20 protein-coding genes are annotated in these 21203 nt (G+C 65.0%); 12 read left to right on the top strand and 8 right to left on the bottom strand.

Annotated elements, in window-relative coordinates; genetic code table 11:
• Positions 1 to 13 precede the first annotated feature (13 nt).
• The 3 genes from P6U31_RS14375 to P6U31_RS14365 all read left to right on the top strand — a co-directional run bounded on the left by P6U31_RS14375 (position 14) and on the right by P6U31_RS14365 (position 3651).
• Positions 14 to 1186 carry a M20 aminoacylase family protein gene (locus P6U31_RS14375; RefSeq protein ID WP_407189085.1) on the top strand — a complete coding sequence of 391 codons (1173 nt, stop codon included), beginning with the start codon at positions 14 to 16 and terminating at the stop codon, positions 1184 to 1186.
• Positions 1179 to 2600 (top strand): amidase, encoded by a 1422-nt coding sequence (locus tag P6U31_RS14370; protein ID WP_407189084.1) that lies wholly within the window; start codon positions 1179 to 1181, stop codon positions 2598 to 2600. Before P6U31_RS14375 ends, P6U31_RS14370 begins: the two co-directional genes overlap by 8 nt.
• Positions 2601 to 2760: 160 nt before the next feature.
• Positions 2761 to 3651 carry a crotonase/enoyl-CoA hydratase family protein gene (locus P6U31_RS14365; RefSeq protein ID WP_407189083.1) on the top strand — a complete coding sequence of 297 codons (891 nt, stop codon included), beginning with the start codon at positions 2761 to 2763 and terminating at the stop codon, positions 3649 to 3651.
• A 114-nt stretch (positions 3652 to 3765) separates the two neighbouring features.
• Here P6U31_RS14365 and P6U31_RS14360 read toward each other — a convergent pair whose 3' ends face one another.
• The 3 genes from P6U31_RS14360 to P6U31_RS14350 all read right to left on the bottom strand — a co-directional run bounded on the left by P6U31_RS14360 (position 3766) and on the right by P6U31_RS14350 (position 6193).
• On the bottom strand, positions 3766 to 4743 hold the full coding sequence (locus P6U31_RS14360) for an NADPH:quinone oxidoreductase family protein (RefSeq protein WP_407189082.1): 978 nt from the start codon (positions 4741 to 4743) through the stop codon (positions 3766 to 3768).
• Positions 4743 to 5351, bottom strand: coding sequence for a 2-hydroxychromene-2-carboxylate isomerase (locus P6U31_RS14355; RefSeq protein WP_407189081.1), 609 nt, complete (start codon positions 5349 to 5351; stop codon positions 4743 to 4745). The genes P6U31_RS14360 and P6U31_RS14355 overlap by 1 nt, the downstream gene beginning before the upstream one ends.
• A 140-nt stretch (positions 5352 to 5491) precedes the next feature.
• Complete coding sequence (locus tag P6U31_RS14350; RefSeq protein ID WP_407189080.1) at positions 5492 to 6193, bottom strand: glutathione S-transferase N-terminal domain-containing protein; 702 nt, start codon at positions 6191 to 6193, stop codon at positions 5492 to 5494.
• Between the two features lie 120 nt (positions 6194 to 6313).
• Here P6U31_RS14350 and P6U31_RS14345 point away from each other — a divergent pair, with 120 nt between their 5' ends.
• Positions 6314 to 7336, top strand: coding sequence for a methionine synthase (locus P6U31_RS14345; protein ID WP_407189079.1), 1023 nt, complete (start codon positions 6314 to 6316; stop codon positions 7334 to 7336).
• A gap of 16 nt (positions 7337 to 7352) precedes the next feature.
• Here P6U31_RS14345 and P6U31_RS14340 read toward each other — a convergent pair whose 3' ends face one another.
• From P6U31_RS14340 to P6U31_RS14330, 3 genes are all read right to left on the bottom strand, one after another.
• On the bottom strand, positions 7353 to 7970 hold the full coding sequence (locus P6U31_RS14340; RefSeq protein ID WP_407189848.1) for a hypothetical protein: 618 nt from the start codon (positions 7968 to 7970) through the stop codon (positions 7353 to 7355).
• A 103-nt stretch (positions 7971 to 8073) separates the two neighbouring features.
• Positions 8074 to 8601 carry a xanthine phosphoribosyltransferase gene (gpt, locus tag P6U31_RS14335; RefSeq protein ID WP_407189078.1) on the bottom strand — a complete coding sequence of 176 codons (528 nt, stop codon included), beginning with the start codon at positions 8599 to 8601 and terminating at the stop codon, positions 8074 to 8076.
• A gap of 37 nt (positions 8602 to 8638) precedes the next feature.
• The gene (locus P6U31_RS14330; RefSeq protein ID WP_407189077.1) at positions 8639 to 9376 is read right to left on the bottom strand and encodes a competence/damage-inducible protein A; all 738 of its coding nucleotides are present in this window, start codon (positions 9374 to 9376) and stop codon (positions 8639 to 8641) included.
• A 277-nt stretch (positions 9377 to 9653) separates the two neighbouring features.
• Between P6U31_RS14330 and P6U31_RS14325 the strand changes: the two genes are divergently transcribed.
• The 6 genes from P6U31_RS14325 to P6U31_RS14300 all read left to right on the top strand — a co-directional run bounded on the left by P6U31_RS14325 (position 9654) and on the right by P6U31_RS14300 (position 15211).
• Positions 9654 to 11072, top strand: a complete 1419-nt coding sequence (locus tag P6U31_RS14325) for a circularly permuted type 2 ATP-grasp protein (protein ID WP_407189076.1) — start codon at positions 9654 to 9656, stop codon at positions 11070 to 11072.
• Positions 11073 to 11077: 5 nt separating this feature from the next.
• A complete protein-coding gene (locus tag P6U31_RS14320; protein ID WP_407189075.1) occupies positions 11078 to 12022 on the top strand; it encodes an alpha-E domain-containing protein in 945 nt (314 codons plus the stop codon).
• Positions 12023 to 12124: 102 nt separating this feature from the next.
• On the top strand, positions 12125 to 12973 hold the full coding sequence (locus P6U31_RS14315; RefSeq protein WP_407189074.1) for a transglutaminase domain-containing protein: 849 nt from the start codon (positions 12125 to 12127) through the stop codon (positions 12971 to 12973).
• A 69-nt stretch (positions 12974 to 13042) separates the two neighbouring features.
• The gene (locus P6U31_RS14310) at positions 13043 to 13450 is read left to right on the top strand and encodes a carboxymuconolactone decarboxylase family protein (protein WP_407189073.1); all 408 of its coding nucleotides are present in this window, start codon (positions 13043 to 13045) and stop codon (positions 13448 to 13450) included.
• Between the two features lie 217 nt (positions 13451 to 13667).
• Entirely contained in the window at positions 13668 to 14426 is a 759-nt protein-coding gene (locus P6U31_RS14305) for a peptidase (protein ID WP_407189072.1), read from the top strand.
• A 26-nt stretch (positions 14427 to 14452) separates the two neighbouring features.
• Positions 14453 to 15211, top strand: coding sequence for an SDR family oxidoreductase (locus P6U31_RS14300; RefSeq protein ID WP_407189071.1), 759 nt, complete (start codon positions 14453 to 14455; stop codon positions 15209 to 15211).
• 209 nt (positions 15212 to 15420) lie between these two features.
• Here P6U31_RS14300 and P6U31_RS14295 read toward each other — a convergent pair whose 3' ends face one another.
• Entirely contained in the window at positions 15421 to 16659 is a 1239-nt protein-coding gene (locus P6U31_RS14295) for an MFS transporter (protein WP_407189070.1), read from the bottom strand.
• A gap of 157 nt (positions 16660 to 16816) precedes the next feature.
• Here P6U31_RS14295 and P6U31_RS14290 point away from each other — a divergent pair, with 157 nt between their 5' ends.
• Positions 16817 to 18067 (top strand): NupC/NupG family nucleoside CNT transporter, encoded by a 1251-nt coding sequence (locus P6U31_RS14290; RefSeq protein ID WP_407189069.1) that lies wholly within the window; start codon positions 16817 to 16819, stop codon positions 18065 to 18067.
• 144 nt (positions 18068 to 18211) lie between these two features.
• Here P6U31_RS14290 and P6U31_RS14285 read toward each other — a convergent pair whose 3' ends face one another.
• A complete protein-coding gene (locus tag P6U31_RS14285) occupies positions 18212 to 18739 on the bottom strand; it encodes a cupin domain-containing protein (protein WP_407189068.1) in 528 nt (175 codons plus the stop codon).
• A gap of 221 nt (positions 18740 to 18960) precedes the next feature.
• Between P6U31_RS14285 and P6U31_RS14280 the strand changes: the two genes are divergently transcribed.
• On the top strand, positions 18961 to 21090 hold the full coding sequence (locus P6U31_RS14280) for a tetratricopeptide repeat protein (protein WP_407189067.1): 2130 nt from the start codon (positions 18961 to 18963) through the stop codon (positions 21088 to 21090).
• Positions 21091 to 21203: the final 113 nt, after the last annotated feature.

The following is a 21203-nucleotide window of genomic DNA, read 5'->3' as shown; positions in this document are numbered from 1 at the left end:
CTGGACAGAACATATGCCCACGATCGATCGCATCGACGGCTACGCCGACGAGCTCACCGCCATCCGCCGCGACCTCCACGCCCATCCCGAGATCGGCTTCGAGGAAGTGCGCACCTCCGGCATCGTCGCCGACAAGCTGAAGAGCTGGGGCATCGAGGTGCATCGCGGCCTCGGCGGCACCGGCGTGATCGGCGTCATCAAGGGCAAGGGCTCGGGCAGCAAGCGCATCGGACTTCGCGCCGACATGGACGCGCTGCCGATGGAGGAGAACACCAACCTGAAATGGAGCTCGAAGATCCCCGGCCGCTTCCACGGCTGCGGCCATGACGGCCACACCACCATGCTGCTCGGCACCGCGCGCTACCTCGCCGAGACCCGGAATTTCGACGGCACTGTGCATCTGATCTTCCAGCCGGCCGAGGAAGGCCTCGGCGGCGCCCGTGCGATGATCAAGGACGGCTTGTTCGATAAGTTCCCCTGCGACGAGCTCTACGGCCTGCACAACGCGCCCGACCTCAACCATGGCGAGATCGCGATCCTGCCAGGACCGGCAATGGCCAGCGCCGACTTCTTCGACCTGCGCATCACCGGCTACGGCGCGCATGGCGCGATGCCCGAACGCTCCAAGGACGCAGTGGTCATTGCGACCACGCTGGCGCAGGCGATCCAGACCATCGTCAGCCGCAACGTCGAGCCGCTGCAGGCCGCCGTCATCTCGATCACCCAGATCCATGCAGGTTCGGCCTACAACGTCATTCCGGGCGATGCGCATCTGTGCGGCACCATCCGCACCTTCTCGAACGAAGTCCGCGCCCTGATCGCCGAGCGCATCCGCACGATCTGTGCCGGCATCGCGGCGGCGTATCAGTGCACGATCGAAGCCGACATCCGCGACACGTTCGGTGTTCTGGTCAACCAGGTCGAGCAGTCCAAGGTGGTCGAGGAGGTCGCGCGCACAATCGTCGATCCCGCCAAGGTGATCACCCGCGCCCAGCCCAAGATGGGCAGCGAGGATTTCGCCGACATGCTGGAGACCATTCCCGGCGCCTATTTCTGGGTCGGCCATGACGGCTCGGTGCCGGTGCACAATCCCGGCTTCGTGCTCGACGACAAGATCCTGCCGATCGGCGCCAGCATGTTCGCCCGCATCATCGAGACGCGCATGCCGGTGGGTGGCAATGCATAAAAAGAGCGTCGAGGAGACGGTTGCCTCGCTGCACGATCTGTCCGCGGTCGATCTGATCGCGGGCTATCGCGCCAAGCAGTTCTCGCCGAGCGAGGTGCTGGAGGACGTGCTCGCGCACGTCGCTGCGTGGGAACCGCATCTGAAGGCACTCTATGCATTCGACCCCGATGGCGCGCGCGAGGCCGCCAAGGCGTCGACCGCGCGCTGGACCGGCGGCGAGCCGTCGGGCGCGCTCGACGGCGTGCCGGTGACGGTGAAGGACAATATCGCGACCAAGGGCGTGCCGGTGCCGCTGGGCGCCGCCAGCGTCAAGCTCGTCCCGGCCGAGAAGGACGCGCCGCCCGCGGCGCGCCTGCGCGAAGCCGGCGCGATCATCTTCGCCAAGACCACCATGCCCGATTACGGCATGCTGTCCTCCGGGCTCTCCAGCTTCCATGCGCTGGCGCGCAACCCCTGGGACCTCAGCAAGAATCCCGGCGGCTCCAGCGCGGGCGCCGGCGCCGCGGCCGCGGCCGGCTATGGCCCGCTGCATCTCGGCACCGATATCGGCGGCTCGGTGCGCCTGCCCGCCGGCTGGTGCGGCCTCGTCGGCCTGAAGCCGAGCTTCGGCCGCGTGCCGATCGATCCGCCCTATGTCGGCCGCGTCGCCGGTCCCATGACCCGCACGGTCGATGACTGCGCGCTGATGATGAGCGCGATCGCAAAGCCCGACCGGCGCGACGGCATGAGCCTGCCGGCCGAGCCGCTCAACTGGAAGGGACTCGAGAAATCTCCGCGCAAGCTGCGCATCGGGTTGATGCTCGATCCCGGCTGCGGCCTGCCGCTGGAAAAACCGGTGCGCGAGGTCGCGGTGAAGGCCGCGAAAGCGTTCGAGTCCGCTGGCAGTGTCGTCACCGAGGTCGACGGCATCCTGACGCGCGAGATGCTCGACGGTCTCGACAATTTCTGGCGCGCGCGGATGTGGGACGATCTGTCCAGGCTGACGCCTGCCGAGCAGGCCAGGGTGCTGCCCTATATCTTCAAGTGGGGCGAGTCCGGCGCCAGGCTCTCGGGCGTCGACGTCATCCGCGGCTTCAACCAGACCATGGCGATCCGGGCCGCGGCCTCAAAGCTGTTCTGCGAGCTCGACTATGTGATCTCGCCGATGGCGCCGAACGTGAACTTTCCGGCGGAATGGGCGTCGCCGACCAATGATCCGATGAAGCCGTTCGAGCACATCGCCTATACCGTGCCATGGAATATGTCGGAGAACCCCGCGATTTCCGTCAATGGCGGCTTCGATGCCAAGGGCTTTCCGATCGGCGTGCAGATCGTCGGCCGCCGCTTCGACGACATCGGCGTCCTCGGCATGGCCAAGGCGTTCGAGGGCCTGCGGGGTGCGCAGCGGCCCTGGCCGAAGCCGCCGGCGAAGTAGCCGCACTCTCTGTCATTCCGGGTTGCGCCCACTTGGCGCAAGCCCGGAATCCATTCCTCGGCACAATCCGTGCGGAGAGATGGATTCCGGGTTCGCGCTTCGCGCGCCCCGGAATGACGTGCTAGAGAAATCGGCAAAGAACCCGGGAAGGAAACCAGCCATGGCGTATGAGACGATCAAATACGAGGTCGCCGAGCAGATTCTCACCATCACGCTGAACCGGCCCGACAAGCTCAACGCCTTCAATGCGCAGATGCAAGGAGAGCTGATCGACGCATTCGACGCGGCCGACAAGGACGACAACGTCCGCGCCATCATCGTCACCGGTGCGGGCCGCGGCTTTTGCGCGGGAGCCGATCTCTCCTCCGGTGCCGACACGTTCGATCGCGACGCACGGCGCGGGCCGGTCAAGCGTCTTGCCGACGGGAAGGTCGACTACAGCGATCCCCAGGTGCGCGACGGCGGCGGCCAGGTGACCTTGCGCATCTTCAAGTGCCTGAAGCCTGTCATCGCCGCGGTGAACGGCCCGGCCGTCGGCATCGGCGTCACCATGCAGCTCGCGATGGACATCCGCATCGCCTCGGAGGCTGCACGCTTCGGTTTCGTGTTCTCCCAGCGCGGCATCGTGCCGGAGGCCGCCTCGAGCTGGTTCCTGCCGCGCATCGTCGGCATCTCTCAGGCGCTGGAATGGTGCTATTCCGGCCGCGTCTTCCCGGCGCAGGAGGCGCTTGCCGGACGGCTCGTCAGCAAGGTCGTGGCCCCCGATGACCTCCTGCCGACCGCCCGCGCGCTCGCCAAGGAGTTTGCGGCCAAGACCGCACCGGTCTCGGTCGCGCTGATCCGCCAGATGATGTGGCGCATGATGGGCGCAGACGATCCCATGGAAGCGCACAAGGTCGACAGCCGCGGCATCTATGCTCGCGGCCGCTCCGACGACGTGAGGGAAGGCGTGGTGTCGTTCCTGGAGAAGCGCCCTGCGCAGTTCAAGAACAAGGTGTCCACCGACATGCCGGACTATTTTCCGTGGTGGACCGAGCGGGAGTACAAATAGTTCACGGTCATTCCGGGGCTCGCGAAGCGAGAACTATGGTGCGCGCTTGCGCACCTGAGAATCTCGAGATTCCGGGTTCGCCCTTCGGGCGCCCCGGAATGACGACTTTAGAGGTCACTCCATCATCAGTGCCACGCGCCCGATCGCCTTGCGGTCGATCAAAAGCCGCATCGCGCTCGCATAGTCTTCCAACGGCAGGCGATGAGAGACGTTGGGGCGCAGCTTGCCCTCCTCGGCCCATTGCAGCAGCGCCTTCAGGCGCACCTGGCCGAGCGCCGGATTCCTCCGCACCGCCTCACCCGCACGCACGCCGAGCACGCTGGCACCCTTGATCAGCAGGAGGTTGGTCTTGGCCGAACCGATCCCGCTGGTGAAGCCGATCACCAGGAGCCGCGCGCCCCAGGCGATGCAGCGCATGGAGTCTTCGAAGACCTGGCCGCCGACGGGATCGAACACGACGTCCGCGCCGCGGCCGTCGGTGATGCGCTTGACGGCATCGCGAAACGGCTCGCGGTCGTAGCGGACGAGATGATCGGCGCCGCGCGCCTTGGCAATCGCGAGCTTCTCGTCGCTGGACGCGGTTGCGATCACGGTGGCGCCCAGCATCTTGCCGATCTCGACGGCGGCAAGGCCGACGCCGCCGCCGGCGCCGTGCACCAGCAGCACCTCACCCGGCTCGACCCGGCCGCGATCGATCAGCGCATGATAGGCGGTGCCGTGGCCGGCGAGATAGGTCGCGGCCTCCGCGTAGTCGAATGTGGATGGCTTGGGGGTGAGCTGTGACGGTGTGACGACGGCTTCGTCGGCGAAGGCGCCGTGGCGCATCTTGACGATGACCTTGTCGCCGACGGCAACACCTCTCGCCTCCGCGCCCACCTCGGTCACGTCGCCCGCCGCCTCCATGCCCGGTGTAAACGGCAACTCCGGCTTGAGCTGATACTGGCCGGCGGCCATCAGCACATCCGGAAAATTCAGCCCGGCTGCGCGGATCGCGACGCGCACCTCGCCCGGGTTCAGGGCGCGCGACGGAAGCTGCTCCAGCCGCAACGCTTCGGGCGCGCCGAGCGCGCGGCAGACGACGGCGCGCACCATCAGGCCGCGCTCGCCTTGCTGCGCATCAGCGCTTCGCGGATCAATGGCAGGCGGTCATTGCCGAAATACATGTCGGTCTTGTTGACGAAGATCGTGGGCGAGCCGAAGCCGCCGCGTGCGACGACCTCTTCCGTATTCGCCTTGAGCTGATCCTTGATCTCCTGCTCCGAGATGCCGGCGAAGAATTTTGGCGCGTCGATGCCGACTTGCTTGCAGATACCCGCAAGCACCGTGTCCTGCGAAATGTCCTTGTCGTCGCCCCAATAGGCCTCGAACACGGCGGTCGCGAACGGCACCATGTCCTTGCCCAGCCAGATGCAGCCGCGCATCGCTTTCACGCTGTTCACCGGGAACACGGTCGGCGGCATCTTGATCGCAAGGCCTGCCGAGCGCGCCCAGTCCTGAAGATCCTTCTTCATGTAGCGCGCCTTCAGCGGCACCGGCTTTTCCCGCTGCGCATAGACGCTCGGATTGACCGTATTGAAAATGCCGCCGACCAGGATCGGCCGCCAGACGATTTCAGCGCCCAGCTCCTTGGCAAGCGGCTGGATGTTGTGGAAGGCGAGATAGGTCCAGGGACTGGAGCAGTCGAAGAAGAATTCGATCATGGCGCTTCCTTTTCTTGTATTCGACACGCTCAATCTTCCGTCATTGCGAGCGCAGCGAAGCAATCCAGAATCTTTCCGCGGCGACAGCCTGGATTGCTTCGTCGCAAGGGCTCCTCGCAATGACGGGGAGAGAGCGGTGCTTACCTCTTTCCCAACACTTCCTTAGCCCTTTGCCCGAACATGATCTTGCGTGATTCCTCGTCGAACGGCTCTTTCACGAATTTGCCGATGGCAAGCCCCGCCTGCACCTGCGGCCTGGCGCGGACCTCGGCATACCAGCGCTTGACGTTCGGATAGTCGTCCAGCGTAAAGCCCTGTGCCTTGTGGGTCATGGTCCAGGGAAAACAGGCGATGTCGGCGATGGAATAGTCGCCCGCGACATAGGAACCGGTCTTCTCCAACTGCCGGTCGAGCACACCATAGAGCCGTGCCGCCTCGTCGCGATAGCGCTCGATCGCGTACGGGATCTTCTCCGCCGCATAGAGTGCGAAATGACCGTGCTGGCCGAGCATCGGCCCGAGGCCGGCCATCTGCCACATCACCCACTGGATGGTGGTGGAGCGGCCGCGCAGATCGGGCGGCAGAAAACGGCCGGTCTTTTCGGCGAGATAGATCAGGATCGCGCCGGTCTCGAAGGCCGAGAACGGCTCGCCCCCGTCGGCGGGAGCGTGATCGACGATCGCGGGAATGCGGTTGTTCGGGGAGATCGCCAGAAACTCAGGCGCGAACTGCTCGCCGGCGCGGATGTTGACAGGGATCACCTTATAGGGAAGCCCGAGCTCCTCCAGCATGATCGAGATTTTCCAGCCGTTCGGCGTCGGCGCGCAATAGAGGTCGATCATGGCCTTTCCCTTGCGCCGTCCCCGTCGCTGCCGCCAGCCAATGGCGACTTTTGTTGTTCTGTACCTCGACGTTAGGACATGGCAGGAAGGGGCGCAACACAACCTGCCGGGAGGGCCGCCATGCTGTTTCCAACCACGATCGCCGGCTCCTTGCCGAAGCCGGAATGGCTCGCCGAGCCCAACATGCTCTGGGCGCCCTGGAAGTCACAAGGCGACGAGCTTCTTCGTGCCAAGCGCGACGCGACGCTGATCTGGCTGAAGATCCAGGAGGACGCCGGCGTCGACATCGTCACCGAGGGCGAGCAGGCCCGGCAGCATTTCGTCCACGGTTTCCTGGAGAAGATCGATGGCATCGACTTCGCCCACAAGGTCGAGATGGGCATCCGGAAGGATCGCTACAAGGCGATGGTGCCGCAAGTGGTCGCACCGCTCCGGCTGAAGGATCGGGTGCATGCCTTCGAGGCGCGCGTGGCGCGCACGCACACCAAGAAGCAGCTGAAGTTCACCCTGCCCGGTCCGATGACCATCATCGACACCATCGCCGATCGCTACTATGGCGATCGCGTGAAGATGGCGTTTGCGTTTGCCGAGCTGCTCAATGAGGAAGCCAGGGCATTGCAGGCCGACGGCGTCGATCTCGTGCAGTTCGACGAGCCAGCCTTCAACGTCTACATGGACGAGGTCAACGATTGGGGCATCAAGGCGCTCGAGCGCGCCGCGCAGGGGCTGACCTGCACCACTGCCGTGCACATCTGCTACGGCTATGGCATCAAGGCCAACACCGACTGGAAGGAAACGCTCGGCAGCCAATGGCGGCAGTACGAGCAGATCTTCCCGGCGATCGACGCCAGCCCGATCCAGCAGGTCGCGATCGAATGCCGCAATTCGAAAGTGCCGCTCGACCTGCTCGCGCTCCTGAAGAACAAGATCGTGCAGGCCGGCGTGATCGACGTCGCCAGCGACACCGTGGAGACCGCCGAGGACGTCGTGAAGGTGATCGAGGCGGTGTCGGAATTCGTGCCCAAGAGCAACATCATCGCCACCACCAATTGCGGCATGGCGCCGATGCGGCGCGAGATCGCCGAAGCCAAGCTGACGGCGCTCGGCGCGGGTGCCGCTCTGGCGCGCGAGAAGCTGGGGTGATCTTCGGGCCGCTCCGCTAGTCCAGGGCGGTCGGATGCAGCGCCGGCTGATAGCCGGCGCCGAGCGCACGCAAGGTGGACGGCGGCGTCAGCAGCATTGCGCTTGCCAACGTATGCCCGGTGCGGGCATAGCCGGCCGGCGACCACAGCAGCGCCCTGCCCTGCAGCACCAGAAAGCTCTCCTCGCCCTGCTGCACCATCGCGCCATCGGGCAAATCTTCCAGCGGCCTTCGCACCGCGTGCAGGCGCTTGCGGCCGTGATCCAGACGCTCCAGGTGCAACTGGGCGTCCATCGCCTTTGCGCTCATCTTGCTTGCACCATTGCCCTTCTCCCATGCGGCGCGGAAGCGGTTGGCATCGTCGCGCCGGCAAAAGAAGCAGGGCCGGTGTCCGGCGGCGAACGCGGTGGCCTCGTCGAGGAAGAACAGCTCGGTCCAGCTCCGCCGCGCCATCACCGGCCGCCGCCAGCCGCGGAATTCGCACAGGCACGTAATCCAGGCCGGCGACGACCAGCGCTTCTTCAAGAGCGTCCTGGTCGCGGGATCGTGGATGATGCCGCGATTGCCCGTGAACATGCCGCGGTGCGGAGTCGCGATGATCTCGCCGGTGGGGGTGACGCGGTTTTGCAGGGGCATGGCGGTCAACTGTCGTCATTCCGGGATGGTCCGCAAGGACCAGACCCGGAATCTCGAGATTCCGGGTTCGGTCCTGCGGACCGCCCCGGAATGACTTCATGCCTCACGCCGCGCCGTCGCGCAGCGGCGGGTGATAGGACAGCGCGGTGTCCCAGGGGAAGAAGATCCAGGTGTCCTGCGACACCTCGGTAATGAAAGTGTCGACCAGCGGTCGTCCCATGGGCTTGGCATAGACGGTGGCGAAATGCGCATCGGGCAACATCTTGCGCACCATCCTGCCGGTCTTGCCGGTGTCGACGAGGTCGTCGACGATCAACAACCCCTTGCCGGTGCCGCTGCCGAGCTTCATGGTCGCGTCCGAGATGCCCTTGAGGACCTGGAGCTCGCCCTGCTTGTCGTGATCGTAGCTCGCGATACAGACCGTATCGATCACGCGCACCCCTAACTCGCGCGCCACGATCGCGGCGGGCACCAGGCCGCCGCGGGTGATCGCGATCACCGCCTGGAACGGACCGACCTCGTTGAGTCGCCAGGTCAGCGCCCGGCAGTCCCGATGGAACTGGTCCCATGAAACCGGGAAAGCCCTGCCCGCCCGCTCCTGCGCACTCAGTTCCGGTGCTTCACCAGCCATCGTTATCTCCTGCTTCGTCTGTCGGCAGCCGCCGTCGCTAGCGCGTGATGTTCAATCCTGCGAGCATGTCCTTCACTGCAGCCATCGCGGCCGCCAGCTTCTCCGGATCGCGCGAGCGCACCACCAGATTGGTGTTCGGCTTCTGCTCCTCGTCCATGAAGGGATAGCTGCCGATGATGGTGTCGGGATGGGCGGCGGCGATCGCCCGCAGCGGGCCGCCGATATCGCCCTCGCGCGCGTTGGCGCGAACCGATTCGGACAGCATGCGCACGCCCGACTTCAGCTTGGGCGCGACGATGTCCATCATCGCCTGCATGATCGAGGGCACGCCGGCCATGACGATGACATTGCCGATCTTGAAGCCGGGCGCGAGGATGGTCGCGCTCTGGATCAGCTCGGCCCCGTCGGGAATCCGCGCCATGCGCAAGCGGGCTTCGTTGAGGTCCTGCTCGCTCCAGCGCTCGCGGAAACGCGCAACCACCTCCGGATGGTGGTCGATGCCGACGCCAAACGCCTTGGCGACGCTGTCGGCGGTGATGTCGTCATGGGTCGGCCCAATCCCGCCGGTGGTGAAGACGTAGGTGTAGCGATGCCGCAGTGCATTCAAGGCAGCGATGATGTCGGCCTCGTCGTCAGAGACGACCCGGACTTCCTTCAAGTCGATGCCGATATTGGTCAGGTATTCGGCGATGAAGCCGATATTCTTGTCCTTGGTCCGGCCTGACAGGATTTCGTCCCCAATGACCAGAATGCCTGCCGTGACGATCTCGCTCATACCTTAAGTCCCTCACCTGTGGCGCCAACTTTGCCGGGGCAACGCGTTGAAGTCACGCGGTTTTGCTGCCGAAATAAGCAGTCCTCAGCCATTTTTTCAGGCAAGCCGCCGGCCATGCCCGGCAAATGCTGCCAGTCCATGCTTATCGCGCTGGCCCGGCCCTTGCTACCACCTCAGAGTCATGCACTCTTGCCGCATGGCCAGGACGTTGCGGTCTTCATGAGGGCTTGGCGACCTGTCCAACGGCGCAACGCCTTGCGGAGACAAGTCGGGATCTATGGCAGTCGCGTTTGACGAAATGAACATTCCCGGCGGGGACCTTCGCCCCGCCTACCAGGAGCTGGCGCGCTGGCTCAAGGAGACGCCTCCCGAGGCGCTCGAATATCGCCGCCAGGAGGCCGAGCTCCTGTTCCGCCGGATCGGCATCACCTTCGCAGTCTACGGCGATTCGGAGTCCACCGAGCGCCTGATCCCCTTCGACGTCATCCCCCGGATCATGTCCGGCAAGGAATGGGCGCTGCTGGAAAAGGGCCTGAAGCAGCGCGTGCGCGCGCTCAACATGTTCCTGCGCGACATCTATCACGGCCGCGACATCCTCCGCGCCGAAATCGTGCCCGACGATTTGATCTTCCAGAATCCGGTATTCCGGCCGGAGATGAACGGACAGCAGGTGCCGCACGACGTCTACGTGCACATCGCCGGCATCGACATCGTCCGGGTCGACGCCGAGGACTTCATTGTGCTGGAGGACAACGCGCGCACGCCTTCCGGTGTGTCCTACATGCTGGAAAACCGCGAGATCATGATGCGGCTGTTTCCGGATTTGTTCGCCCGCCACAAGGTGGCGCCGGTCGAGCGCTATCCGGACGAGCTGCTCGCAGCGCTCCGCTCGGTCGCGCCGCTCAGCGCATCCAGCGAGCCGACGGTTGCCCTGCTCACCCCCGGCGTCTACAACTCCGCCTATTACGAACACTCGTTCCTCGCCGACAAGCTCGGCATCGAGCTGGTCGAGGGCCGCGACCTCATCGTCAAGAACAACGAAGTGTTCATGCGGACGACGGAAGGGCTGAAGCGGGTCGACGTGATCTATCGCCGCGTCGACGACGACTTCCTCGATCCCCTCACCTTCCGTCCCGATTCCGTGCTCGGCGTGCCCGGGCTGATGTCGGCCTATGCGGCCGGCAACATCACGCTTGCCAACGCGGTCGGCACCGGCATCGCCGACGACAAGGCGATCTACTCCTACATGCCCGACATCGTGAAATTCTATCTCGGCGAGGAGCCGATCCTGAAGAACGTGCCGACCTGGCGCTGCCGCGAGCCGAAGGATCTCGCCTACGTGCTGGACAACTTAAGCGAGCTCGTCGTCAAGGAAGTCCATGGCTCCGGCGGCTACGGCATGCTGATCGGCCCCGCCGCGACGAAAGCCACGATCGAAGCCTTCCGCGAGAAGCTCAAGCGCGAGCCGGAAGGTTTCATCGCCCAGCCGACGCTGGCGCTCTCGACCTGCCCGACCTGCACCGCCTCGGGCCTTGCGCCCCGCCACGTCGACCTGCGGCCCTTCGTGCTCACCGGCCGCAAGAGCACGACCATCGTGCCGGGCGGGCTGACGCGCGTGGCGCTGAAGGAAGGCTCCCTGGTGGTGAATTCGAGCCAGGGCGGCGGCACCAAAGACACCTGGATTCTGGACGAGTAGAGAGAATGCTGTCGCGTACCGCTGAAAACCTCTACTGGCTCGCCCGCTACGTCGAACGGGCCGAATATCTCGCGCGCACCATCGATGCGACGCTGCGCGTCACCGCGCTCCCCGCCGCCTATGTCGGCAAGACCAATGAATGGGACTCGGCGCTGCTCACCGCCGGCGTCGCCGCCAGCTTCTATCAGACCTATGAGGAAGCCAACGAGCACAACGTCGTCGATTACCTCTCCTTCTCCGTGAACAATCCCTCCTCGATCAGGAACTGCATCGAGGCGGCGCGGCTGAACTCGCGCTCGGTGCGCACCGCGCTGACCAGCGAGATGTGGGACACCATCAACTCGGCCTGGATCGAGCTTCAGGCGGTGTGGAGCAAAGGCACCTCGACGCGCGAGGACCTCGCCAAGTTCCTCCGCTTCGTGCAGGAGACCTCGCTGCGCTTCGACGGCTCGGCCTATCGGACCATGCTGCGCAATGACGCCTATTGGTTCTCGCGGATGGGCGTGCATCTGGAGCGAGCCGACAACACCGCGCGCATTCTCGATGTGAAGTACCATGTGCTGCTGCCCGAGGAGGAGCATGTCGGTGGTCCGCTCGACTTCTACCAATGGAGCTCAATCCTGCGCTCGGTTTCGGCGCTGACGGCCTATCACTGGGTCTATCGCGAGACGCTGAAGCCGTGGCTGATCGCCGACCTGCTCATTCTCAACGACACGCTGCCGCGCTCGCTGGCGAGCTGCTACGGCAACCTCGTGCGCAACCTCGACCAGATCGGCGTCGCCTATGGCCGCCAGGGCCCGGCCCAGCGCCACGCCCGCGGCATCCGCAACCGGCTGGAACACAGCAACATGAACGACATTTTCCAGCATGGCGTGCATGAATTCATTCAGGAATTCATCGCGGACAATTCCAGGCTGGGCGAAATCATCACGAAGCAGTATTTGATCTGACCTTCAGTCATTCCGGGGCGCCCGAAGGGCGAACCCGGAATCTCGAGATTCCGGGTTCGATGCTGGCGCATCGCCCCGGAATGACGGAGCAAACAACCCACCATGCGCCTGCGAATCCGCCACATCACGACCTATCGCTACGAGCCGCCGGCCACCAGCGTGATCCAGATCCTGCGCATGACGCCCGGCAGCCATGACGGGCAATATGTGGCGGAGTGGCAGATCGACGTCTCGACCGACACCAAGCTCGACACCCATGAAGACGCGTTCGGCAACGTCACTCACGTGCTGTCCTGCGGGCCTGTCGGCGACATCCAGATCACCGCAGAGGGGCTGATCGAGACCCACGACACCGGCGGCGTGCTGCGCGGCACCGACGAACGCTTTCCGCCGGGCATGTTCCTGCGCTCGACCGATCTCACCTCGGTCAATCCGGCGATGCTGGCGGTTGCGCGCCAGTTGCGCAGCGAGGCCGAGAGCGACACGCTCGGCTTCCTGCATACGTTGATGACTGAGATTGCCGATCACATGACGTTCGACGAGGACCCGACCACCAGCGGCACCTCGGCGGCGGAGGCGTTCACGCTCAAGCGCGGCGTCTGCCAGGACTACGCGCATATCTTCATCGCCTGCGCCCGGGCCGGCGGCGTGCCGGCGCGGTTCGTCTCCGGCCATTTCCTCCGCTCGGACGGCCTGCTGCATCAGGAGGCCGGGCACGCCTGGGCGGAAGCCTTCGTGCCCGATCTCGGCTGGGTCGGCTTCGATCCCGCCAACAGCATCTGCGCCACCGACGCGCATGTCCGCGTCGCGATCGGACTCGACTATCTCGGTGCAGCCCCGGTGCGCGGCACCCGCTATGGCGGCGGCACGGAGACGCTGGACGTGACGGTGAAAGTCGAGCAGGCCGGCCGCGGCGGACCGTCGCAATCGCAATCCCAGCGGCAGGGCTAGGCACGGCGTCCAGGCACGTGGGTCGTGCTACACTTGCGAAGATCAGACCTGCCCCCCGCGAGGTACCCCATGGCAACCGTGAAGCTGCTTTCGGACGCTGAACTCTCTGCTGAAGCGCGCGCCGTCTTCAATGACATCCGCAAGGTGCGGAAGTCGGACTTCGTTAACAATTTCTGGCGCGCGCTGGCGCATGATCCGAAGACGCTGCGGCGGACCTGGGAGAGCATCAAGGAGGTGATGGCTCCGGGCGCGCTCGATCCCAAGGTCAAGGAAATGCTCTATGTCGCGGTGTCGATCGCGCATGGCTGCAGCTACTGCATCCACTCCCACACCGCCGCCGCACGCGCCAAGGGCATGACCGAGGCCGAATATGGCGAGCTGCTCGCCATCGTCGGCATGGCCGCGGAGACCAACCGCCTGGTCACTGCGCTCGGCGTGCCGGTTGATGATGCCTTTCTCGTCGATGCCGCGGATTGAGGTCGGAGCGAAGCGCTAAGCCGATACCCTCGTCATTCCGGGGCGCGCCGAAGTCGCGAACCCGGAATCCATTCATCCACCAACTATGCAGCCTCATGGATTCCGGGCTCGCGCTGGCGCGCGCCCCGGAATGACGCCCTTCCCCGCGGGAATCGGGGGTTTCGTGGCTCCCGGAAATTGGCTAGTAATTCCGCGCAAACGCGTTCGGGGACTGGAAATGACCTATTGCTGCGGAATCCTGGTTCGGGACGGTCTGGTGATGATCGCCGACACCCGCACCAATGCCGGGCTCGACAATGTCTCAACCTTCCGCAAGCTGCACATCTTCTCCAAGCCCGGCGAGCGCATCATGGCGATCGCCAGCGCGGGCAACCTCGCCATCAGCCAGTCGGTGCTCTCTACCCTGACCGAAGGCCTGGAGGACCCCAACACGGGCGAGATCGAGACGCTGATGAACGCGCCGACCATGTTCCAGGCTGCCCAGCGCATTGGCCGGGCCATCCGCGCCGTGCATGCCACCGAAGGGCCGGCCTTGAAGTCCGAGGACGTGTCCTTCGACGTCTCCTTCCTGTTCGGCGGTCAGATCAAGGGCGCGCGCATGCGCCTGTTCATGGTCTACACCGCCGGCAATTTCATCGAGTGCACGACCGACACGCCCTACCTGCAGATCGGCGAGCACAAATACGGCAAGCCGGTGCTCGACCGCGCCATGCATTACGACGTCGAGCTCTACGAGGCGCTGAAGACCGGCCTGATCTCGATGGATTCGACCATGCGCTCCAATCTCGGCGTCGGCCTGCCGATCGACGTGCTGGTGGTGCGCAACGACGCCTGCGAGGCCGATCTCAACCACCGCATCGAGGCCGGCGAACCCTATTTCCACGACCTGCGCTCGCGCTGGTCGGCGGCGCTGCGCGCGGCGCATCAGAACATTCCGCGGCCGCCCTACAAGAACGAAAAAGAACCCAAAACCTGACAGCTCAAGAGAAAAGGCAGGAAACAATGAGTGAAGCAAAGAAGATCGCCCTGGTGACGGGCGCCGGCACCGGTGTCGGGCGCGCGGCGTCGCTGGCGCTGATGAACACCGGCTTCACCGTGGTGCTCGCAGGGCGCCGCCTCGACATGCTCGAGGAGACCGCAAAGCTCGGCCCCGCGGGAAAGAGCCTCTGCGTCACCGCCGATATGACCAAGCCGGACCAGATCGCCGCGCTGTTCGACAAGGTGAAGGCGACCTATGGCCGGCTCGACGTGCTCTTCAACAATGCCGGCATGGGCGCGCCCGCGGTGAACTTCGAGGACCTCAGCCTCGAGCAGTGGCAGGCCGTGGTGAACACCAACCTCACCGGCCCGTTCCTGTGCACCCAGCACGCCTTCCGCATCATGAAGGACCAGACCCCGCGCGGCGGCCGCATCATCAACAACGGCTCGATCTCGGCGCATGCGCCGCGGCCATTCTCGGCGGCCTATACCTCGACCAAGCACGCCATTACGGGCCTCACCAAGGCGAGTAACCTCGACGGCCGCATGTATGACATCGCGGTCGGCCAGGTCGATATCGGCAATGCCGCCACCCCGATGACCGATCGCATGGTCAACGGCCCCGGCGTGCTGCAGCCCGACGGCACCACCAAGCACGAGCCGCGCATGGACGCCAAGGCGGTCGGCGACGCCGTGGCCTACATGGCCGGCCTGCCGCTCGACGCCAACGTGCTGACCATGACGGTGATGGCGACGAAGATGCCGTTCGTCGGGCGGGGCTGAACAAAAAACGCGAAAACAACCCCATGCACAGTAGGCGGCAAGTCGCGCCTGCCGCTGCCCGGCTGCGGGGGTGACGCGAGTTAAGTCCACACGCTGTCTCAACAATCGTCATTGCGAGCGAAGCGAGGCAATCCAGGCCGTCAAATGCGGCGAGATCTGGATTGCTTCGTCGCAAGGGCTCCTCGCAATGACTGGGGAGACGGCGTGTCCTACTCCAAGCTCTCCACTTTGCGCAGGCTGGGAAACAGCTTCATCCAGAGCAGCGCCACTATGACGGTGGCGGCGCCGCCGAGCACGGCGGCAGGCATGGTGCCGAACAGGGCGGCCGTGAGCCCGCTCTCGAACTGACCGAGCTGGTTCGAGGCGTTGATGAAGAGGAAGTTCACCGCGCCGACGCGGCCGCGCATCTCGTCGGGCGTGGAGAGCTGCACCAGCGAGAAACGGATCACGACGCTGATCGTGTCGGCCGCGCCCAGAACGGCGAGCGACAGCACCGACAGCCACATCCAGGACGACAGTGCGAACACGATGGTGGCGAGGCCGAACACGATCACGGCCTGGAACATGCGCAGGCCCACATGCCTGGAGATGGCGTGACGCGCCAGCACCATGGTCATCAACAGCGCGCCGACCGCGGGCGCCGCGCGCAGCACGCCGAGCCCGACCGGGCCGGTCTGCAGGATGTCGCGGGCATAGATCGGCAGCAATGCCGTGACGCCGCCGAACAGCACCGCGAACAAATCGAGCGAGATGGTGCCGAGGATCGCCGGATTGCTGCGGATGAAGCGGACCCCGGCGAAGATGTTGTCCGAGTCCGTCCCCTCCTTCGCGATCGCCTGCGGGCGCGGCCGGATGAAGCCGGTCAGGATCATCCCGAGGATCCAGAACAGCACCATCACGGCGTAGGCAAAGTGCGGGGCGACCGCATAGGCGAAGCCGCCGAGCGCCGGCCCGGTGATGGTCGCGACCTGCGCCGCGCCGCTGGAGACGGCGGTAGCGCGCTGCAGCGATCCCTGCGGCGCGATCAGCGGCAGCAGCGCCGCGGTGGTCGGACTCTCGAAGGCGCCGGCGATGCCGAGCACGAAGGTGGCAACGAAGATCTGAACCTCGCCGACCGCGCCGAGATAGGTGATGATGGCGAGATAGAGCGCGGTCGCCGCTTCCACGAGCTGGCAGAGCTGGACCACGCGCTTACGCTCGAAGCGGTCGGCGGCGTGGCCGGCGACGAACACCAAAAGGGCGGTGGGCAGGAACTGCACCAGGCCGACCATGCCGAGATCGAAGGCCGACCCGCTCAGATCGTAGATCTGCCAGCCGATCGCGACCGCTGCGATCTGGCTGGAGAAGCGCGACAGGCTGCGCGAGAGCAGGAAGAACAGAAAGGCGCGATGGCCGAGAAGCGCGCCGGCGCTGACCGGCGGGTTTGCGGATCTTGGCTGCTCTGGCATCGCCTCTTCGGTCACCTCGGACTGTCCGGCCCTTGATTGATGGGCCCCCGCGTGGCTGAGACGGGTCCGCTTGTCAACAACGGGACGCTTCCGTGGTCTGTCGGCATTGCCTTTGCAGCGCAGGCACGGCCATAATCATTGAGGGTTTGGGGACATCATGCTGCGCTTGCAATCGGCACTCGGCATTTTCGCATTGCTGTTGATCGCCTACGCGCTGGCCGAGAACCGGCGCGCCGTGTCGCGGCGGCAGGCGGCGATCGGCCTCGTCGTCACCTTCGTCACCGCAATCGTGCTGCTGAAGCTGCCCGTCGTCGCGCATGCCTTCGGCGCCATCAACGACGCGGTCGGCGCGATCTCCGCGGCCTCGCGGGCCGGCTCCGCCTTCGTGTTCGGTTACGTCGGCGGCGGCACTCTGCCCTTCGACGTCAAAGTGCCCGGCGCCGATTTCATCCTGGCGTTTCAGGCGCTGCCGATCGTGCTGGTCATGAGCGTGCTGACGACGCTGCTGTTCCACTGGCGCGTGCTGCCGCCGATCGTGCGCGGCATGGCCTGGCTGCTGGAGCGCACGCTCGGCGTCGGCGGCGCGGTCGGCCTGTCGACCGCCGCCAACATCTTCCTCGGTATGGTCGAGGCACCGCTGTTCGTGCGCCCCTATCTTGCGCAGATGTCCCGCAGCGAATTGTTTCTGGTGATGACGGGCGGCATGGCCGGCATCGCCGGCACGGTGCTGGTGCTCTATGCGACGCTCCTTGCTCCTCTTATTCCTGATGCAGCCGCGCATTTCGTCATCGCCTCCGTGCTGGGCGCGCCGGCGGCGATCCTCGTCAGCCTGATCATGGTGCCTGAAATCTCCGACAAGCGCACCGGCGGCTCGCTGGAAGATCCCGAGATGGAGGTCTCAAGCACGATGGATGCGATCGTGAAGGGCACCAGCGCGGGGATCGAGTTGCTGATCAACATCGTCGCCATGCTGCTGGTGCTGGTGGCGCTGGTTTATCTCGTCAATGCCATCCTCGGCCTCCTGCCACATCTCGGCGGCGCCGCGATCTCCCTGCAGCGCCTGCTCGGCCTCGCGATGGCGCCGGTGTGCTGGCTGATGGGGCTGCCGTGGGACCAGGCCGTCACCGCCGGCAGCCTGATGGGCAGCAAGACCGTGCTCAACGAATTGATCGCCTATGTCGAGTTCTCGAAGCTGCCGGCCGAGGCGCTCGACCCACGCTCACGCCTGATCATGCTCTATGCGATGTGCGGCTTCGCCAATTTCGCCAGCCTCGGCATCATGATCGGCGGTCTGGGGGTGATGGCGCCGGAGCGCCGCGAGGAGATCAATACGCTCGGGCTGAAGTCGATCCTGTCGGGGACGCTGACGACGTGCTTGATGGGCGCGGTGGTGGGGGTGTTAAGTTAGCTCTCTCCACCCGTCATTGCGAAGCGACTTGTCCGCCGTAGCCTTGGCGAAGGCGGAAGCAATCCAGAAATGTGTCCGCGGCAGCAGTTTGGATTGCTTCGTCGCAAGGGCTCCTCGCAATGACGGGCGGAGAGTATCGACTTCTTACGCCTTCAACTCCACCGTCTTGAACTCTGCCGGAAGGATCACCTCCAGCAGCTCCACATCATCCGAGTAATCCAGGATCATGTGCTTGATCTTCGGCGGCTGCGTCCAGGCGCTGCCTTCTTTCATCAGGGTCTCGCCCTGCCCCTCCATGTAGGTCTTCACCCAGCCCTTGAGGACGTAGACCATCTGGAATTCGACGTCGTGGAAGTGCAGCTTCGACACCTCGGCCGGATTGCAGGGGCCTTGCAGGCGGATCACATGCGCTTGCGCAAGGCCGTGGGTCGCTGCGGCAATGCCGAGATCGCGATACTTGGCGTAGGCGCGCAGGCCGTCGGCCTTGAAGTCTTCCTCGCGGTGATGGCTGATCGCGATGCGTTGCCGGGGTCGCACGGGCTTCTTCGGGGCCGCTGTGCGCGCCTTCGCCTTCACCGCCTTGCGCGCCGACGATCGCGCCGCGACTTTTGCTCCGCTGCGCTTCTTCATCGCCGTCTTCGCCGCGGGTCTTGATGCCTTTTGCTTGGCCATTGTCTGCCTCCCTGATCTGGGCCGCGCCGCCAGACGGGTACGACCCGAGGGCAGACTATCCAGTCTCGGGCGAGGCAGCAATTGCAGGGCTCAAGACCGGTCCCTCGAAGCTCCGATCGACATCGTAGCTTGTCCCAGGCTGTCGTGCCGAGCGGCCCGCGTCTCGTATTGGTTCTCTCGCTGAATTAGTCTCGCCTGCGAGATTCTGGGGGATTGAATTCATGGGCAACAGCGTAGGCCAGCGTGCATTTCAAAATGCCCGGCTTCAGAAGCGACAGAAGGCCGAAGTGCTGCCGTTGCTCGGGCACGCCCTGCAATTGCACAAGATGGGTCTTCTGCCCGAAGCGCAGGCCGCCTATCGCCAACTCCTGCAGATCGCACCCAACCAGTTCATCGCGCTGCACATGCTCGCCGTCTTGGAGTCCGGTGCCAAGAATTATCAGCAGGCCGAAATCCTCTTGAACCGCGCGGTTGCCGTCGATCCGCGATCTGCCGATGCGCTTATGAGCCTGGGCGTCGCCCTCAACGGACTACGGCGTCACGACGAAGCTCGCGCGAGCTATCGGAAAGCCCTCGCCTTGCGGCCCAATCACGCCCTCACCCTGTCCAATCTCGGCAATGCGAACGAGGCTCTCGAGCTTCACGAGGAGGCGCTGAACAGCTACGACAAGGCGCTCGCACTCAACCCAAACCTTGCCGAAGCCCATAACGGCCGGGGTTGGGCGCTCTGTCGTCTGCGCAACTATGACGAGGCCGTGGCAAGCCTGAACCGCGCGCTATCAATCAAGCCCGACTATGCGTCGGCGCTCGCGAACCGCGCCATTGCATTGCGGGAACTTCAGCGATTTGACGAAGCCCTGGCAGACGGCAATCGGGCAGTCGCGCTGGCACCCGACGACGCGAATGGATGGCTCGCGCGGGCCGGCGTGTTACTCCAGATCCAGCAAATCGCGAGGGCATCGCACGATTGCGAGAAGGCCCTCGCGCTCGCTCCCGATTCCATTCAAGCTCACATGGTGCTGGGCCTTTGTCTCGCCGGGCTTGGCCGGGTCGAGGAAGCCCTCGCCAGCTTCGACAGAGCACTCGAGATCCAGCCCGACTTTCAGAGCGCGATCTCCAACAAGATCTTCACGCTCGATTTCATCGCGGACGCCAGCGTCGAGCAGCATCAGCAGGCGCGGCAGATGTGGTGGGAGCGGATCGGTGCGAAGATCGCCTCGGCCGAGGCGAAACCGCATGACAACAGCCGCGATCCGGATCGCCGTCTGGTGCTTGGCTATGTCTCGTCGGACTTCAATGCGCATTCGGCGGCGTTCATCTTCAAGCCGGTGCTGCAGCACCACGACCGGGCGCAGTTCGAGATCGTGTGCTATGCCTGCTCCTCGAAAGTGGACGCGACCACCAGCGAGTTTCAGGGCATCGCCGATCGTTGGCGCGACGCCTCGCAATGGACGGACGATCGCCTCGCCGCCGAGATCCGCGCCGACGGCGTCGATATCCTGATCGACCTGTCCGGCCACACCAGAGGAAACCGCCTCGGCGTGTTTGCCCGCAAGCCGGCACCGATCCAGGTCCATGGCTGGGGCCACGGCACCGGCACGGGGCTGCCGACGATCGACTATCTGTTCTCGGACCCCGTCGCGATTCCCGTCGAGGTTCGGCACCTGTTTGCGGAGACCGTCGTCGATTTGCCGTGCTTCGTGACGCTGATGCCACTGCCGGCCGGGATTGCGCGGGCGCCGACCCCGGCGATCGCGAACGGCTTCGTCACCTTCGGTGTCTTCAACCGCATCAGCAAGATTTCGGACGAGACCGCGGACGCCTGGGCCAGGATTCTCAAGCAAGTGCCGGGCTCGCGACTGCTGATCAAGGACGTTGCGCTGGATGATCAACTGGTCCGCGACAATCTGCTGGCGCGGTTTGCGGCATGCGGATTGCCGGCCGAACGCGTCGATCTGCTCGGCGCCACCTTCCGGGGCGAGCATCTGGCCTCGTTCAATCGCGTCGACATCTGCCTCGACCCCTTCCCGCAGAATGGCGGCGTCAGCACGTGGGAAGCGCTGCAGATGGGCGTGCCGGTGGTCGCAAAGCTTGGCAACAGCCTGCCGAGCCGCGCCGCCGCCTCCATCCTTACCGCACTCGGCCTGCCGGACTGGGTCGGGAATGACGATGAGGCCTATGTCGACATCGCAGTCGGTCATGCCGCCGAGATCGGCGAGCTCGATCGATTGCGCCGCGGCCTGCCCGGACAGATCGACGCCGCGGCCGCCGGCAACCCGGTCTCCTACGCGCGGGCCGTGGACGATGCCTATCGCGCGATGTGGCAGCGCTATTGCAACGGCGGCGCCTGATTGCGTGTTCGAAGGCGGCCTGCGCCTGGCGCAGCCGCCTTGCGTGCGATCGCGGAGCGCTGGTGGGTACGGCGCGGAGGCGCCTTTACCCACGAGGGATTACGGGACCGTTC

It is taken from the genome of Bradyrhizobium centrosematis (genome assembly GCF_045571495.1).
GTDB lineage: Bacteria > Pseudomonadota > Alphaproteobacteria > Rhizobiales > Xanthobacteraceae > Bradyrhizobium > Bradyrhizobium centrosematis.
The sequence above is the reverse complement of the archived record's forward strand: the minus strand, read 5'-3'. Positions and strand labels throughout refer to the sequence as shown.